Below are 14,194 nucleotides of genomic sequence, written 5' to 3' on the forward strand. Positions count from 1 at the left end.
GCCGGCCCCTTTGCTTTTTGAGGTGCCCGATGACTCAACCCACTCCGCTTTGCCCGAACCGCATGCAGGTGCATTCCATCCGGCGTGAAACCGCCGACGTCTGGACGCTGAACCTGATCTGCGATGTTTTCTATCCTTACCAGGCCGGCCAGTTCGCGCTGGTCAGCATTCGCAACAGCGAGGAGACGCTGCGCGCCTATACGCTCTCCTCCTCGCCCGGCCAGAGCCGCTTTCTCAGCATCAGCGTGCGCTGCCTGCCGGACGGCGTCGGATCGCGCTGGCTGACGCAAGAGGTCAAGCCCGGCAACACGCTGTGGCTGTCCGACGCGCAGGGCGAATTCTGCTGCGAGCGCCACCCGGCCGATCGTTATCTGATGCTGGCGGCCGGCTGCGGCGTGACGCCGATCGTCTCGATGTGCCGCTGGCTGACCGCCAACCGTCCAACCTGTGATATCGCCGCGATCGTTAACGTGCGCACGCCCGCCGACACGATTTTCGCCGATCAGTGGCGCGCGCTGTGCGCCGCCCATCCGCAGCTGCGCCTGACGCTGATGGCCGAGCAGGATCTGCAACCCGGCTACCTCAGCGGCCGCATCGATGAACAGACGCTGCGGCAGGCGGCGCCGGATATCGCCGAACGCACGGTAATGACCTGCGGCCCCGCGCCCTACATGGATCAGGTGGAGCAACTTTGTCGCCGGCTCGGCGTGCCGGCCGAGCGTTTCCATAAGGAGCAGTTCCACACGCCGACGGCACAGGCTGACGCAACCGAAGGGCTGACGCTGCGCGCCGCCCGCCCGCTGCGCGAATTCCGCGTGCCGGTCGGCAGCACCCTGCTGGCAGCGATGGAGGCCAATGCCCTGCCGGTCAACGCCGCCTGCCGCGCCGGAGTATGCGGTTCGTGCAAAACCCGCATCCTCGAGGGCGACTACACCACCACCAGCACCATGACGTTGAGCGAGGAAGAGGTAGCGCAGGGCTACGTGCTGGCCTGCAGTTGCCAGCTGCAGGGCGACGTCACGCTGGCGTGATCCCTGGCCCCATCGCCGCGATGGGGCATTTATCGGCAAGTTCCCCGTGGCCAGCCCGGTTACACTTTTCCCCGTCCTACGCTCTTTACCCTTCCTGACCGCATCTCGTCCACAGCCGGTAAGCTATGCTTGCAGTTGTTCTGCTGCCACTCACCGGATCGAGTCCACATCGTTTTTCAAACCATGTTTGGGGGAACCATGAAGCAAACCGTAGCCACACTGATCGCCAAAACGCTGGATCAAGCCGGCGTAAAACGCATTTGGGGCGTGACCGGCGATTCGCTCAACGGCCTCAGCGACAGCCTGCACCGCATGGGCACCATCGAATGGCTGGGCACCCGCCATGAAGAGGTGGCCGCCTTCGCCGCCGGCGCCGAAGCCCAGCTCACCGGCCAGTTGGCGGTGTGCGCCGGTTCCTGCGGCCCCGGCAACCTGCATCTGATCAACGGCCTGTTCGACTGCCACCGCAACCATGTGCCGGTGCTGGCGATCGCCGCGCACATCCCTTCCAGCGAAATCGGCAGCGGCTACTTCCAGGAAACCCATCCGCAGGAGCTGTTCCGCGAATGCAGCCACTATTGCGAACTGGTCTCCAACCCGGAACAGCTGCCGCGCGTGCTGGAGATCGCCATGCGCAAGGCGATCCTCAATCGCGGCGTGTCGGTGGTCGTCTTGCCGGGCGACGTGGCGCTGCGCATGGCGCCGGAAGACGCGGCCGTGACCTGGCATACCCCGGCGCTGCCGCTGGTGCAGCCGCCGATGAGCGAGCTGAACAAGCTGGCGGAAACGCTGAACAAGGCGAAGAACATCACCCTGATGTGCGGCAGCGGCTGCGCCGGCGCGCACGATGAAGTGGTCAAGCTGGCCGAACTGCTGCAGGCGCCGGTGGTGCACGCGCTGCGCGGCAAAGAGCATATCGAATGGGACAACCCCTACAGCGTCGGCATGACCGGGCTGATCGGTTTCTCTTCCGGCTACCACGCGATGATGAACGCCGACACGCTGGTGCTGCTCGGCACCCAGTTCCCCTATCGGGCGTTCTATCCCACCAACGCCAACATCATTCAGATCGACATCAACCCCGGCAGCATCGGCGCGCACTGCCCGGTCAATATGGCTCTGGTAGGCGATATCCACACCACCCTCACCGCCCTGCTGCCGCAGCTGGAGCCGAAGCGCGATCGGGCGTTCCTCGACAAGGCGCTGGAGCATTACCGCAACGCGCGCAAGGATCTCGACGGGCTGGCGACCGCCGGCGACGACCAACCGATCCACCCGCAGTATCTGGCGCAGCAGCTCAGCCACTATGCCAGCGACGACGCCATCTTCACCTGCGACGTCGGCACGCCGACGGTGTGGGCCGCCCGCTACGTGAAAATGAACGGCAAGCGTCGCCTGCTCGGTTCGTTCAACCACGGTTCGATGGCCAACGCCATGCCGCAGGCGATCGGCGCTCAGGCCACCGCGCCGGATAAACAGGTGATCGCCATGTGCGGCGACGGCGGCTTCACCATGCTGATGGGCGATTTCCTGTCGCTGGCGCAGCTCAAGCTGCCGGTGAAAATCGTGGTGTTCAACAACAGCGTGCTGGGATTCGTGGCGATGGAGATGAAGGCCGGCGGCTACCTGACCGACGGCACCGATCTGCATAATCCGGACTTCGCGGCGATCGCCAACGCCGCCGGCATCAAGGGCATCCGCGTGGAAAAAGCCTCCGTTCTGGACGGCGCGCTGCAGGAGATGTTGGCGCACCCCGGCCCGGCGCTGCTGGACGTGGTCACCGCCAAGCAAGAACTGGCGATGCCGCCGCAGATCAAGTTCGAACAGGCGAAAGGCTTCAGCCTGTACATGCTGCGCGCCATCATCAACGGCCGCGGCGACGAAGTGGTCGAGCTGGCGAAAACCAACTGGCTGCGCTAAGCAAGCTGCCCCGGTGAAATAAAGGGTATATGATGCCATGTACCCTTTTCCTCTCCCTTATATTCCAGGAACCCTATGCTTATCGATCTACGCAGCGACACCGTCACCCGCCCCAGCGCCGCCATGCGCCAGGCGATGGCTCAGGCAGAAGTCGGCGACGACGTCTACGGCGATGATCCGACGGTCAACGCGCTGGAGGCGGAAGCGGTGCGTCTGTCGGGCAAAGAAGCGGCGCTGTTTCTGCCCAGCGGCACCCAGGCCAACCTGGTGGCGCTGCTGAGCCACTGCCAGCGCGGCGATGAATATCTGGTCGGCCAGCAGGCGCACAACTACAAATACGAAGCCGGCGGCGCAGCGGTGCTGGGCAGCATCCAGCCGCAGCCGATCGAGGCCGACGCCGACGGCACGCTGCCGCTGGACAAGCTCGCCGCCGCCATCAAACCCGACGATATCCACTTCGCCCGCACCCGACTGTTGAGCCTGGAAAACACCATCAGCGGCAGAGTCTTGCCGCAGGACTACCTGCAGCAGGCGTGGCAGTTTACCCGCGAGCGGCAGTTGGCGCTGCATATCGACGGCGCGCGCATCTTCAACGCCGCCGTGGCGCTGAACCTGCCGCTAAAAGAGATCGTGCAATACTGCGACACCTTCACCATTTGCCTGTCGAAAGGGTTGGGCGCGCCGGTCGGCTCGCTGCTGTGCGGCAGCGAGGCTTTCATCCAACGCGCGCTGCGCTGGCGCAAGATGACCGGCGGGGGGCTGCGCCAGGCCGGCATTTTGGCGGCGGCCGGCCTCTACGCGCTGGAGCATAACGTCGCGCGGCTGCGCGAAGACCATGACAACGCGGTCTGGCTGGAGCAACAGCTGCGGCAGATCGGCGTAGAGATCGCCGATCCCGGCGCGCAGACCAACGTGCTGTACCTGCGCCAAACGCCGGCGCTGGCGGCCAAACTCGGCCCGTGGATGCGCGAACGCGGCGTGCTGATCAGCAGCGGCCCGCTGACGCGCATTCTGACCCACCTCGACGTCAGCCGTCAGGATCTGCAGCGGGTGGTCGAACTGTGGCGGGAGTTTCTTCTGCAGCACGCCTGATCGCTCGGGGCGCAGACCGCGCCCCGCACTCAGAAGATCCAGCGGCCGTAAACCCAGTACCACAGCCCCAGCACCGCCGCCAGATTGAGCGCCACGCTGAGGATGAACCAGGTTTTAAACGGCTGCTTCTGGGTCTTGTGGCGAAACAGCTGCTGCGCCAGCAGCGCGCCCAACCAGCCGCCCAGCGCGCCGAACAGCAACAGCGTCGTCTCCGGCACCCGTCGCCATCCCTTGTGCGCCGCCAGCTTATCGCCGCCGTAGATCAGAAACGTCAGCAGGTTGGCCGACAGCAGCCACATCCACACCGGATGCGGCGAGAACAGGCTGGCGATCAGCGCCAGGCCCAGCAGGGCGTAACAAATCACATTGAGTTTCATGGCATTCGGTTTTTCGTGCGATAAGGGGCGCGTAGTGTGAACTCGCGCCGCGGCGGATGCAACCGGCTTATACCCATACAAAAAGTGCATTTAAACCCTGAATTTGGCATCCTGTCGTTCTGCCAATCCTCTACCGCACAAGGCGGCCCGATGACACCCCAACGCGTACTGGTTCTTGGAGCCAGCGGCTATATAGGCCAGAACCTGATCCCGCACCTGATCGAACAGGGGCACCAGATTACCGCCGCCGCGCGGCGCATCGAGTGGCTGCAGGAGCAGAACTGGCCGCAGGTCAACTGCCTGTATGTCGATCTGTACCGCCCGGAAACCCTGAGCGCGGCGCTGTGGGAGATAGATACGCTTTACTATCTGGTGCACGCGATGGGCGACGGCGACGACTTTATCGAGAAGGAACGCCAGGCGGCGGAAAACCTGCGCGACGCGCTGCGCAATACCGGCGTCAAGCAGGTGATCTTTCTCGGCGCGCTGCAGCCGAACGACGACAGTTCGCCGCACCTGGCGGCGCGCCGCCTGACCGGCGAGATCCTGCGCCAGAGCGGCGTGCCGGTGACCGAGCTGCGCGCCGGCATCATCGTCGGCCCCGGCTCGGCGGCGTTCGAAGTGATGCGCGACATGGTCTATAACCTGCCGGTGCTGACGCCGCCGCGCTGGGTGCGCTCGAAGTCCTCGCCGGTGGCGCTGGAAAACCTGCTGGTTTATCTGGCCGATCTGCTGGCGCACCCGGCGGAGGAACACCGCATCTTTGACGTCGCCGGGCCGGAATACCTCAGCTATCAGGACATGTTCCAACGCTTTATCGCCATCAGCGGCAAACGGCGCTGGCTGATCCCGATCCCCTTGCCGACGCGGCTGATTTCAGTGTGGTTCATCAGCCTGATCACCTCGGTGCCGACGCCGATCGCGCGCGCGCTGATTCAGGGCCTGAAGCACGATCTGCCCGCCGACGGCAAACCGTTGCAGGCCCTGATCCCGCAACGTCTGCACACCTTCGATCAGGCGGTCACCGCCACGCTGCAGCGCGAGCTGGAGGTGGTCGATTCCGCCGACTGGGGCTACGATCCGGCGGCGCGGGCCCGCTGGCGCCCCGGCTACGGCTATTACCCGAAACAGGCGGGGTGTTCGCTCGACACCGCCGCCTCCAGCCAGGCGCTGTGGCAAACGGTGCAGCAGTTGGGGGGCGAGGAAGGCTATTTCTACGCCAATATCCTGTGGCGGATCCGCGCCCGCATGGACGACATGATCGGCAACGGCGTGGTCTATGGCCGCCCTGCGCGCGCGTCCCTGGCGCTGGGCGACGAGATCGACGGCTGGAAAGTCATCACGCTGAAGCCGCTGCGGCAGCTGGCGCTGCTGTTCGGCATGAAGGCGCCGGGGCTCGGGCGGCTGAGCTTCACCATTACCGATCGCGGCGATCGCCGCACGCTGGACGTGCGCGCCTGGTGGCATCCGGCCGGCTTCAGCGGGCTGCTGTATTGGTTCGCCATGATGCCCGCGCATCTGTTCATTTTTCGCGGCATGGCGAAGCGCATCGCGACGCTGGCCGAGAACCTGGACCGCCAACAGCGCTGAATGCCGTTCATTTGTCGATCAACCGCACAGTTTGCCGCTGTGCTTCGGGGCTTTCCGATTGCATAGCGCACGAAATCACGGAAGAATGGCATCTTATTTGCTGGGAGCGCCGCAAGCGCCCGCCGGTATTCCGATTTTGGGTGAGAATAGAGTCCGTTATGAAGGTATTGGTCACCGGTGCAACCAGTGGGTTAGGCCGTAACGCCGTTGAATATCTGCGCCGCCAGGGCATCAAAGTGCGCGCCACCGGTCGTAATCAGGCGATGGGCGGCCTGCTGGAAAAAATGGGCGCGGAGTTCATTCATGCCGATCTCACCAACCTGATCTCTTCGCAGGCCAAAGCGATGCTGGCGGACGTCGATGTGCTGTGGCACTGCTCCAGCTTTACCTCGCCCTGGGGCACCGAAGAAGCCTTCGAACTGGCCAACGTCCGCGCCACCCGCCGCCTCGGCGAATGGGCGGCGGCCTATGGCGTGGCGCAGTTCATTCACATCTCTTCCCCGGCGATCTATTTCGACTACCACCATCACCGCAACGTAACCGAAGACTTTCGCCCGCAGCGTTACGCCAACGAGTTCGCGCGCAGCAAGGCCGCCGGCGAGCAGGTGATCCAGCAATTGGCGCTGTCCAATCCGCAGACCCATTTCACCATTTTGCGCCCGCAGGGCCTGTTCGGGCCGCACGACAAGGTGATGCTGCCGCGGTTGCTGCAGATGATCAAACGCTACGGCAACCTGCTGCTGCCGCGCGGCGGCGCGGCGATGGTGGACATGACCTATCTGGAGAATGCGGTGCACGCCATGTGGCTGGCGACGCTAAAAGAAGACACGCCGTCCGGCCGCGCCTACAACATCACCAACCAGCAGCCGCGCCCGCTTCGCACCGTGGTGCAGCAGCTGATCGACGATTTGGGCATGAAGTGCCGCATCCGCTCCGTCCCCTATCCGATGCTCGACATGATAGCGCGCGGCATGGAGCGCCTGGGCAGCAAAAGCGAAAAGGAGCCGGTGCTGACCCATTACGGCGTCGCCAAACTCAACTTCGATCTCACGCTCGATACCACCCGCGCGCAGCAAGAGCTGGGCTATCAGCCGATCGTCTCGCTGGAAGAAGGCATCGCGCGCACCGCCCGCTGGCTGAAAGATCACGGCAAACTGCACGGCCTGTAATCAACGCCACGCGCCGTACTTCAACAGCAGCGCATCGATAATCGCCTCACTCTCTGCATCCGGCTCGCCGCGAACATCGTCGGGCCGGAAATGCATCTGAAACGCCGCCAGCACATTGCGCTGCTGCCGCGCATCCCACGACGGGTCGATCGCGTAGCCGTAACGCGCCAGCTTTTCGAGCAGCGGTGCCAGCGGCACCGGCGCCTGTCTGTCTCGCCCCGCCAGCAGCCGCTGCACGTCTGCCTCGTCCGGCCATGCGCCGATGCCGGCCTGCGCCAGTTGCCGCCAGGGGAACAGCGGGCCGGGATCCTGTTTGCGCTGCGGCGCGATGTCGCTGTGCCCCACCACGTCCTGCGGCTGAATGCCATAGCGTTGGATAATGTCGCGGCTCAGCGGAATCAACACGGCGATCTGTTCCGCCGTGTAGGGCTGCCAGCGGGTGAACAGCATGCTGCGGGTGAAACCCTTGTTGACGATTTCAATGCCGATCGAGGTGTCGTTGAGATTGCTGCGCCCGCGCCAGCCGCTGGCGCCGGCATGCCAGGCGCGCATCGCCTCCGGCACCAACCGGTACACCGTCGGTTTGCCGTGTTCGCGCTGCGGGTGCGCCGGCAACAGGTAGTGTGCGCTGACGTGTTCATCGGTCAGCGTTTTCAGTGATGAATGAAAGTCTTCCGCCGTATAGTGCATCACCAGAAACCGAATGCGCTGATCGGCACCCTGCGCCTGATGCAAGGTTTCGAGCTGGTAAGCGCCACGATCAACGAGCGTGTCCTGCTGCGGATTTTGGCATCCCGCCAACAGCGCGGCGGCGATGATCCCTGGCCAAATTTTCACTTATCCTCCTGATTGACGTCCGTGAAAGATGTAACGCGACGCGATTGATCTGTATCCAATCATCACGCTCATCGAGAAATAATGACAGATAGCGCCGATGTGCAAGCGAGTGTTGCTCCCGGCTGGCGGCCTTTCCCGCCCATGATAGTCTCAAAGTATCATCTGCGCTGAAAGAGCGGAGTCGAACATGTTCACGCCACGCTATCTGTCCTGGTTGCTCTGTGCCGCCATGCTGCCGCTCAGCGGCTGCGATCGGCAAAAAGTCGCCGATGCGATGGGCGGGAGCGCCCCGCCCTCGGCCGCGCCCGTCGCGAGTGCCAGCGCGCCGGCCTATACGCCGCTGAGCGCCGATCAACTGTACCAGTTGGTCAGCCCGGTGGCGCTGTTCCCCGACAAGCTGCTGGCGCAGGTGTTGGCCGGCGCGGGCTATCCTGACCAAATCAGCGCCGCGGATGCCTGGCTGGCGCAAAACCGCGGATTGCAACCGGCGGCGCTCAGCTCAGCGGCCGACGCTCAGCCCTGGGATCCCAGCGTGCGCGGCCTGGTGCAATTCCCCGACGTGCTCGATCAAATGGCGAAAAACATCCCCTGGACCACCGCCCTGGGCAGTGCCTACCTGAACGATCCCACCGACGTGATGAACGCCATTCAGGTGATGCGTCAACGGGCGGCCAACCAAGGCACGCTGAAAAACACCCCGCAGCAGCGCATCGTCGTGGCGCCGACGACGCGTTATGTCGAACAGCAGCCCTATCGCCAGCGCGTGGTGGCGGCGCCGGGCGAGACCATCGTTATCGAACCCAGCCAGCCGGATACGGTTTACGTCCCGCATTACGATCCCTGGCAAGCCTACGGCACGCCGGTCCCGGCCTATCCGAGCTATCAGTATCAGCCCTCGGGCTACAGCGGCGGCGACATGCTGGCGGCCGGCGTGATCAGCTTCGGCGTCGGCATCGCGGTGGCTACCTTGCTTAACCAGCACGACAGCGGCTGGCACAGCTGGGATATGCGCTGGGACGATCGCCGCCAGCCGGTGGTCTACCGCAATGCGCCCTATGTCTCACACTCCACCACCGTGGTGAATCGCGTCACCAACATCAACCAATATAACAACGTGAACACTGTGAATCGCAGCAGCACCAGCACGGTGAACAACTACAATACCGCCGCCGCGCCGGCGCCCCGCGTCACTCAACCGACGCCCATCGGCGCGCCGCAACAGCCGCACGTCGCGCCTGCGGCCCATGCGCCGATGACGCTGCCGAACTTTGCGCATACCCAGCCGGTGGCGCCTCACGTACAGCAGCCGGTAGCCATACACCAGCCGGTAGCGGCCGTCCCGCACGTGCGACAGCCGGTCATCGCGCCTCATGCACAGCAGCCGATGAGCACGCCGACGTTCACGCATGCCGTTCCGACGGCACCTCACCCGCAGCAGCCGACAGCCGTACATTCAGCGCCGCTACAGACGCATCCGATGCCGGCCGCTGCGCCGGTGCATCCAGCCGTCGCGCGCCCGCAGGTTCTGCAGGCCCCGCACGTCGCTCAGCCGGTGCTCCGCGAACCGGCAGCGCCGCAGCATCCGGCGGCGATAAGCCCGATGCCGGCGCCGCAACAGCGCATCATGCCGCATGCGGCCCCGGCGCCGCAGCGCCATCAGACGTCCGTTCAGCCGATGCCGCATCGCCAGGAGCCGGTGCCCACGAAGCCGCAGGAACACCGCCCAATCGTCGAGCAGCACAAGGTGGGATAAATCAAGAGGATGTCGCCCCGGCGGAATGGCCGGGGCGAAAAGAAAGCATGGCGTTAGCGGCTCACTTTCACCGCGGTGCCGCTGACGGTCACCATCAGCATGCTGCCGTCTTTGCCAACGGTTTCATAATCGATATCAATGCCGACCACCGCGTTGGCGCCCAGCTCTTTCGCCTGGTCTTCCAGCTCTTCGAATGCGATGAGGCGCGCCTTGCGCAGCTCTTTCTCATAAGCGCCCGAGCGGCCGCCGACGATATCGCGCACGCCGGCGAAGAAATCACGAAAAATGTTGGCGCCGAGGATCGCTTCGCCGGTGACGACGCCGCAGTATTCGGTGATGGTAAACCCTTCCAGGGTCGGGGTAGTTGAAAGCTGCATCAGAACTCCTTGTTTGATTAATTCAACGTATCTATGACCAGAAGATTGTCATTATGTTCGCTTAATCAATGGCACGCAGTACGAATGCAAGGCCAAAAAACGCATTTATACTGTAAGCTATCGGTCTTCATGGTAGAGACTTTCACATAAGGTAATAAGATGAAAACAAAAACGATTGCGGCTGTTTTACCCTTAGCGCTGTTGCTGAGTGCCTGTACCACGGTGGAACCGGCATACAAGGAAATCGGCACCCGCAGCGGCAGCTGTGTGGAAGGCGGCCCGGATACGGTCGCGCAAAAGTTCTATGACCTGCGCATCCAGCAAGGTTCCAGCCTGCCGGACAGCAACCGCCTGGCGCAGCTGCAGCCTTATCTGAGCAAAGTGCTGTATCAGGATCTGGTCAGCACCGCTCAAAATCCGGGCAAGCATCAGATAACCGGCGATCTGTTCTCCGGCAACGCGCAAGGGCCAAGCAGCGCGTCCGTCGCCAGCGCCTCGACCATTCCCAACACCGACGCGAAGAACATCCCGCTGCGCGTTGACTTGAGCTACCAGAAAGACGCCAACAGCACCGTGAACTGGCAAGACGAAGTGCTGATGGTGCGCGAAGGCACCTGCTGGGTGGTTGATGATATTCGCTACCTGAATGTTCCAGCGCACGCCACCAACGGCAGCGTGCGTCAGGTGCTGGAAAACCGATAACCCGCACTCCCCGGCCGACGCGGGCCCGCCGCGTCGGTCGTTCCCGTCGCCCCTTGCGCCGCTCAGATTTCGTCCGATAGAAAAAATTTCGCTACCGATCTCACAGCCTGCGCCACAAATCCCCTCCCTCGGCCTGAGTCGCGGTATCTTGTGCTAATCTTTTACTGTCCCGCCGCACACTCATAAATTTTAACGCACAAAGATTGCATAAGTATTCTGTGGAAGTTAACATTTGCGGCATCAATGTCTATTCAATTCTGGCGCATGAGTATTCAACTTAACGGTATCAATTGCTATTACGGCGCTCACCAGGCGCTGTTTGACATCACGCTGGAATGTCCAGCCGGGGAAACCCTGGTGCTGCTTGGCCCAAGCGGCGCCGGGAAAAGTTCATTGCTGCGGGTGCTTAACCTGCTGGAAATGCCGCGTTCGGGTCAGCTAAAGATCGCCGGCAACCAATTCGATTTCAAGCAGGCGCCGGGCGAAAAAGCCATTCGCGAACTGCGGCAAAATGTCGGCATGGTCTTCCAGCAATACAACCTGTGGCCTCACCTCACCGTGGTCCAGAACCTGATCGAAGCGCCTTGCCGCGTGCTGGGTCTGACCAAGGCTCAGGCGATGGAGCGCGCCGACAAGCTGCTCAAGCGTCTGCGCCTGACCGACTTCGCCGATCGCTTTCCGCTGCACCTTTCCGGCGGCCAGCAGCAGCGCGTAGCGATCGCTCGCGCCCTGATGATGGAGCCGCAGGTGCTGCTGTTCGATGAACCGACCGCAGCGCTGGATCCGGAAATCACCGCCCAGATCGTCAGCATCATTCGCGAACTGGCCGGCACCGGCATCACTCAGGTGATCGTCACCCACGAAGTGGAAGTGGCGCGCAAGACCGCCAGCCGCGTGGTGTACATGGAAAACGGCCATGTGGTGGAGCAAGGCGACAGCAGCCACTTCACGCAGCCGCGGACCACCGAGTTTGCCAACTACTTATCACACTAACAATTAACTTGCTGTAATTTGGGGAGTTTGCGATGAAAAAACTAATAATCGCCGCCGTTCTGGCCGGCATCAGCGTTTCCGCCTCCGCAGCCGAAACCATCCGTTTCGCTACCGAAGCCTCCTATCCTCCATTTGAATTTATTGACGCCGGCAACAAAATTCAGGGTTTTGATGTCGATCTGGCCAACGCGCTGTGCAAAGAGATGCAGGCCGAGTGCACCTTCACCAATCAGGCGTTCGACAGCCTGATCCCAAGCCTGAAGTTCAAGCGTTTCGATGCGGTCATGGCCGGTATGGACATTACGCCGGAGCGTGAAAAGCAGGTGTTGTTCACCAAGCCGTACTACGATAACTCGGCGCTGTTCATCGCGCAGAAAGGCAAAATCGCCGACGTGGCGGCGTTGAAAGGCAAGAAAGTCGGCGTGCAAAACGGCACCACTCACCAAAAATACCTGACCGACAAGCACCCGGAAATCACCACCGTGCCTTACGACAGCTACCAAAACGCCATTTTGGATCTGAAGAACGGCCGCGTTGATGCGGTGTTCGGCGATACCGCGGTGGTCAACGAGTGGCTGAAGCAGAATGACGCGCTGGCGACAGTAGGCGCCAAAGTAACGGATAAAGACTACTTCGGCACCGGCCTCGGCATCGCGGTACGCCAGAAAAATACCGATCTGCAGGGCAAGTTCAACGCCGCCCTGGACAAGATCAAGCAGGATGGGACCTATGAAACCATCTACAAAAAATGGTTCCAGCAGTAATACGCCCCGATGAATGAATTACAACCTTTAGCAAGCGCCGCCGGCATGACCGTCGGCCTTGCCGTTTGCGCCCTGATCCTCGGGCTGATTCTGGCGATGCTGTTCGCCGTATGGGAATCGTCCCGCTGGAAAGCCGTCAGCTGGCTCGGCACCGCCTGGGTGACCGTGCTGCGCGGCCTGCCGGAAATCCTGGTGGTGCTGTTTATCTATTTCGGCTCGTCGCAGCTGCTGCTGATGCTCTCCGACGGCTTTACCCTTAACCTCGGTCTGTTTCAGTTGCCGATTCAGCTGGCGATCGACAATTTCGAAGTCAGCCCGTTCCTGTGCGGGGTGATCGCCCTGGCCTTGCTCTATTCCGCCTACGCCTCGCAGACGCTGCGCGGCGCGCTCAAAGCGGTGCCGCAGGGGCAGTGGGAATCCGGCCAGGCGCTGGGTCTCGGCAAAGCGGCGATCTTCTTTCGCCTGATCATGCCGCAGATGTGGCGCCATGCCCTGCCCGGCCTCGGCAATCAGTGGCTGGTGCTGCTGAAAGACACCGCGCTGGTGTCGCTGATCAGCGTGAACGATCTGATGTTGCAAACCAAAAGCATCGCCACCCGCACCCAGGAACCCTTTACCTGGTACGTGATCGCGGCGGCCATCTATCTGCTGGTGACGCTGTTCAGCCAATACGTCATCAAGCGCATTGAGCTGCGCGCCACGCGGTTTGAACGGGGGCCGGTCTGATGATTGAATATTTACCGGAAATCCTCAAAGGGCTGCATACCAGCCTGACGCTAACCGTCGCCGCGTTGCTGGTCGCGCTGCTGCTGTCGCTGCTGCTGACGGTGATCCTGACGCTGAAAACGCCGATCCTGACGCCGCTGGTCAAGATCTACGTGACGCTGTTCACCGGCACGCCGCTGCTGGTGCAGATCTTCCTGATCTACTACGGCCCCGGTCAGTTTCCGGCGATCCGCGACTACCCGTGGCTGTGGAACCTGCTGTCGCAGCCCTGGCTGTGCGCGATGATTGCGCTGGCGCTGAATAGCGCGGCCTATACCACGCAACTGTTCTACGGCGCGGTGCGCGCCATCCCCGCCGGACAATGGCAGTCGTGCGAAGCGCTGGGCATGTCGCGCCGGCAGACGCTGCGCATTCTGCTGCCGTTCGCCTTCAAGCGCGCGCTGTCGTCTTACTCCAACGAAGTGGTGCTGGTGTTCAAAAGCACGTCGCTGGCCTACACCATCACGCTGATGGAAGTGATGGGCTATAGCCAGCTGATGTACGGCCGTACCTACGACGTGATGGTGTTCGGCGCCGCAGGTCTGGTGTATCTGTGCGTCAACGGCCTGCTGACGCTGCTGATGCGGCTGGTGGAGCGCCGCGCGTTGGCGTTTGAGCGCCGCAACTGAAGCCATCCCCCTTTCCAGCCCCGCCATTGCGCGGGGCTTTTTTTACCCCCATTGCAATATTTAATCATTTATATTGCATTTTAATTCACTCAATGGCAGGGTTATCAGCAGGTGTCCTCGCAAAAACCTCTGGCGATTACCAGTAAAAACAAACGATAGCGAAATAATCACTTTCAGGATCCAGACAGGAGCTCT

The 14,194-nt window shown here is 62.3% G+C and carries 14 protein-coding genes; 11 read left to right on the plus strand and 3 right to left on the minus strand.

The genetic code is table 11. The features are described from left to right. The first annotated feature begins 29 nt into the window (after window positions 1-29). From hcr to ltaE, 3 genes are all read left to right on the plus strand, one after another. A complete protein-coding gene (gene hcr, locus ACSBQV_RS06870) occupies window positions 30-1,031 on the plus strand; it encodes an NADH oxidoreductase (RefSeq protein WP_099783638.1) in 1,002 nt (333 codons plus the stop codon). A gap of 198 nt (window positions 1,032-1,229) precedes the next feature. Beyond that, entirely contained in the window at window positions 1,230-2,951 is a 1,722-nt protein-coding gene (poxB, locus tag ACSBQV_RS06875) for a ubiquinone-dependent pyruvate dehydrogenase (RefSeq protein ID WP_099783636.1), read from the plus strand. A 75-nt stretch (window positions 2,952-3,026) separates the two neighbouring features. Further along, window positions 3,027-4,043: a low-specificity L-threonine aldolase gene (gene ltaE, locus ACSBQV_RS06880; protein WP_099783634.1), complete on the plus strand. Its 1,017-nt coding sequence runs from the start codon at window positions 3,027-3,029 to the stop codon at window positions 4,041-4,043. A gap of 29 nt (window positions 4,044-4,072) precedes the next feature. Here the strand turns inward: ltaE and ACSBQV_RS06885 are convergent, their stop codons facing one another. Further along, window positions 4,073-4,420: a DUF1294 domain-containing protein gene (locus ACSBQV_RS06885; protein ID WP_099783632.1), complete on the minus strand. Its 348-nt coding sequence runs from the start codon at window positions 4,418-4,420 to the stop codon at window positions 4,073-4,075. 150 nt (window positions 4,421-4,570) lie between these two features. Here ACSBQV_RS06885 and ACSBQV_RS06890 point away from each other — a divergent pair, with 150 nt between their 5' ends. Further along, window positions 4,571-6,010, plus strand: coding sequence for a DUF2867 domain-containing protein (locus ACSBQV_RS06890; protein WP_099783630.1), 1,440 nt, complete (start codon window positions 4,571-4,573; stop codon window positions 6,008-6,010). A gap of 158 nt (window positions 6,011-6,168) precedes the next feature. Further along, on the plus strand, window positions 6,169-7,179 hold the full coding sequence (locus tag ACSBQV_RS06895; RefSeq protein ID WP_099783628.1) for an NAD-dependent epimerase/dehydratase family protein: 1,011 nt from the start codon (window positions 6,169-6,171) through the stop codon (window positions 7,177-7,179). Here ACSBQV_RS06895 and ACSBQV_RS06900 read toward each other — a convergent pair whose 3' ends face one another. Then, on the minus strand, window positions 7,180-8,016 hold the full coding sequence (locus ACSBQV_RS06900; RefSeq protein WP_047024954.1) for an N-acetylmuramoyl-L-alanine amidase: 837 nt from the start codon (window positions 8,014-8,016) through the stop codon (window positions 7,180-7,182). Between the two features lie 187 nt (window positions 8,017-8,203). On the opposite strand from ACSBQV_RS06900, the gene ACSBQV_RS06905 reads away from it, so the two are divergent. After that, window positions 8,204-9,769 (plus strand): DUF3300 domain-containing protein, encoded by a 1,566-nt coding sequence (locus ACSBQV_RS06905; RefSeq protein ID WP_099783626.1) that lies wholly within the window; start codon window positions 8,204-8,206, stop codon window positions 9,767-9,769. A 53-nt stretch (window positions 9,770-9,822) separates the two neighbouring features. Here ACSBQV_RS06905 and ACSBQV_RS06910 read toward each other — a convergent pair whose 3' ends face one another. Beyond that, the gene (locus tag ACSBQV_RS06910) at window positions 9,823-10,146 is read right to left on the minus strand and encodes a heavy metal-binding domain-containing protein (protein WP_004928400.1); all 324 of its coding nucleotides are present in this window, start codon (window positions 10,144-10,146) and stop codon (window positions 9,823-9,825) included. Between the two features lie 159 nt (window positions 10,147-10,305). Between ACSBQV_RS06910 and ACSBQV_RS06915 the strand changes: the two genes are divergently transcribed. The 5 genes from ACSBQV_RS06915 (at window position 10,306) to artM (ending at window position 13,999) form a co-directional block, all read left to right on the plus strand. Continuing rightward, a complete protein-coding gene (locus ACSBQV_RS06915) occupies window positions 10,306-10,848 on the plus strand; it encodes a lipoprotein (protein ID WP_099783624.1) in 543 nt (180 codons plus the stop codon). 264 nt (window positions 10,849-11,112) lie between these two features. After that, window positions 11,113-11,841 (plus strand): arginine ABC transporter ATP-binding protein ArtP, encoded by a 729-nt coding sequence (gene artP, locus ACSBQV_RS06920; protein WP_089192582.1) that lies wholly within the window; start codon window positions 11,113-11,115, stop codon window positions 11,839-11,841. Between the two features lie 32 nt (window positions 11,842-11,873). After that, window positions 11,874-12,605 carry an arginine ABC transporter substrate-binding protein gene (gene artJ / locus ACSBQV_RS06925; RefSeq protein ID WP_033642533.1) on the plus strand — a complete coding sequence of 244 codons (732 nt, stop codon included), beginning with the start codon at window positions 11,874-11,876 and terminating at the stop codon, window positions 12,603-12,605. Between the two features lie 9 nt (window positions 12,606-12,614). Next, entirely contained in the window at window positions 12,615-13,331 is a 717-nt protein-coding gene (gene artQ / locus ACSBQV_RS06930; RefSeq protein WP_025159684.1) for an arginine ABC transporter permease ArtQ, read from the plus strand. Then, window positions 13,331-13,999 carry an arginine ABC transporter permease ArtM gene (gene artM, locus ACSBQV_RS06935; protein ID WP_099783622.1) on the plus strand — a complete coding sequence of 223 codons (669 nt, stop codon included), beginning with the start codon at window positions 13,331-13,333 and terminating at the stop codon, window positions 13,997-13,999. The genes artQ and artM overlap by 1 nt, the downstream gene beginning before the upstream one ends. Window positions 14,000-14,194 lie beyond the last annotated feature (195 nt).

Source organism: Serratia sp. B501 (genome assembly GCF_051172315.1).
GTDB classification, from domain to species: Bacteria; Pseudomonadota; Gammaproteobacteria; order Enterobacterales; family Enterobacteriaceae; genus Serratia; species Serratia ureilytica.

Bases quoted from the DNA above. Each gene is read 5' to 3' on its own strand.
- hcr (WP_099783638.1), top strand. From the start codon at position 30: ATGACTCAACCCACTCCGCTTTGCCCGAACCGCATGCAGGTGCATTCC.
- poxB (WP_099783636.1), top strand. From the start codon at position 1,230: ATGAAGCAAACCGTAGCCACACTGATCGCCAAAACGCTGGATCAAGCC.
- ltaE (WP_099783634.1), top strand. From the start codon at position 3,027: ATGCTTATCGATCTACGCAGCGACACCGTCACCCGCCCCAGCGCCGCC.
- ACSBQV_RS06885 (WP_099783632.1), bottom strand. From the start codon at position 4,420: ATGAAACTCAATGTGATTTGTTACGCCCTGCTGGGCCTGGCGCTGATC.
- ACSBQV_RS06890 (WP_099783630.1), top strand. From the start codon at position 4,571: ATGACACCCCAACGCGTACTGGTTCTTGGAGCCAGCGGCTATATAGGC.
- ACSBQV_RS06895 (WP_099783628.1), top strand. From the start codon at position 6,169: ATGAAGGTATTGGTCACCGGTGCAACCAGTGGGTTAGGCCGTAACGCC.
- ACSBQV_RS06905 (WP_099783626.1), top strand. From the start codon at position 8,204: ATGTTCACGCCACGCTATCTGTCCTGGTTGCTCTGTGCCGCCATGCTG.
- ACSBQV_RS06910 (WP_004928400.1), bottom strand. From the start codon at position 10,146: ATGCAGCTTTCAACTACCCCGACCCTGGAAGGGTTTACCATCACCGAA.
- ACSBQV_RS06915 (WP_099783624.1), top strand. From the start codon at position 10,306: ATGAAAACAAAAACGATTGCGGCTGTTTTACCCTTAGCGCTGTTGCTG.
- artP (WP_089192582.1), top strand. From the start codon at position 11,113: ATGAGTATTCAACTTAACGGTATCAATTGCTATTACGGCGCTCACCAG.
- artJ (WP_033642533.1), top strand. From the start codon at position 11,874: ATGAAAAAACTAATAATCGCCGCCGTTCTGGCCGGCATCAGCGTTTCC.
- artQ (WP_025159684.1), top strand. From the start codon at position 12,615: ATGAATGAATTACAACCTTTAGCAAGCGCCGCCGGCATGACCGTCGGC.
- artM (WP_099783622.1), top strand. From the start codon at position 13,331: ATGATTGAATATTTACCGGAAATCCTCAAAGGGCTGCATACCAGCCTG.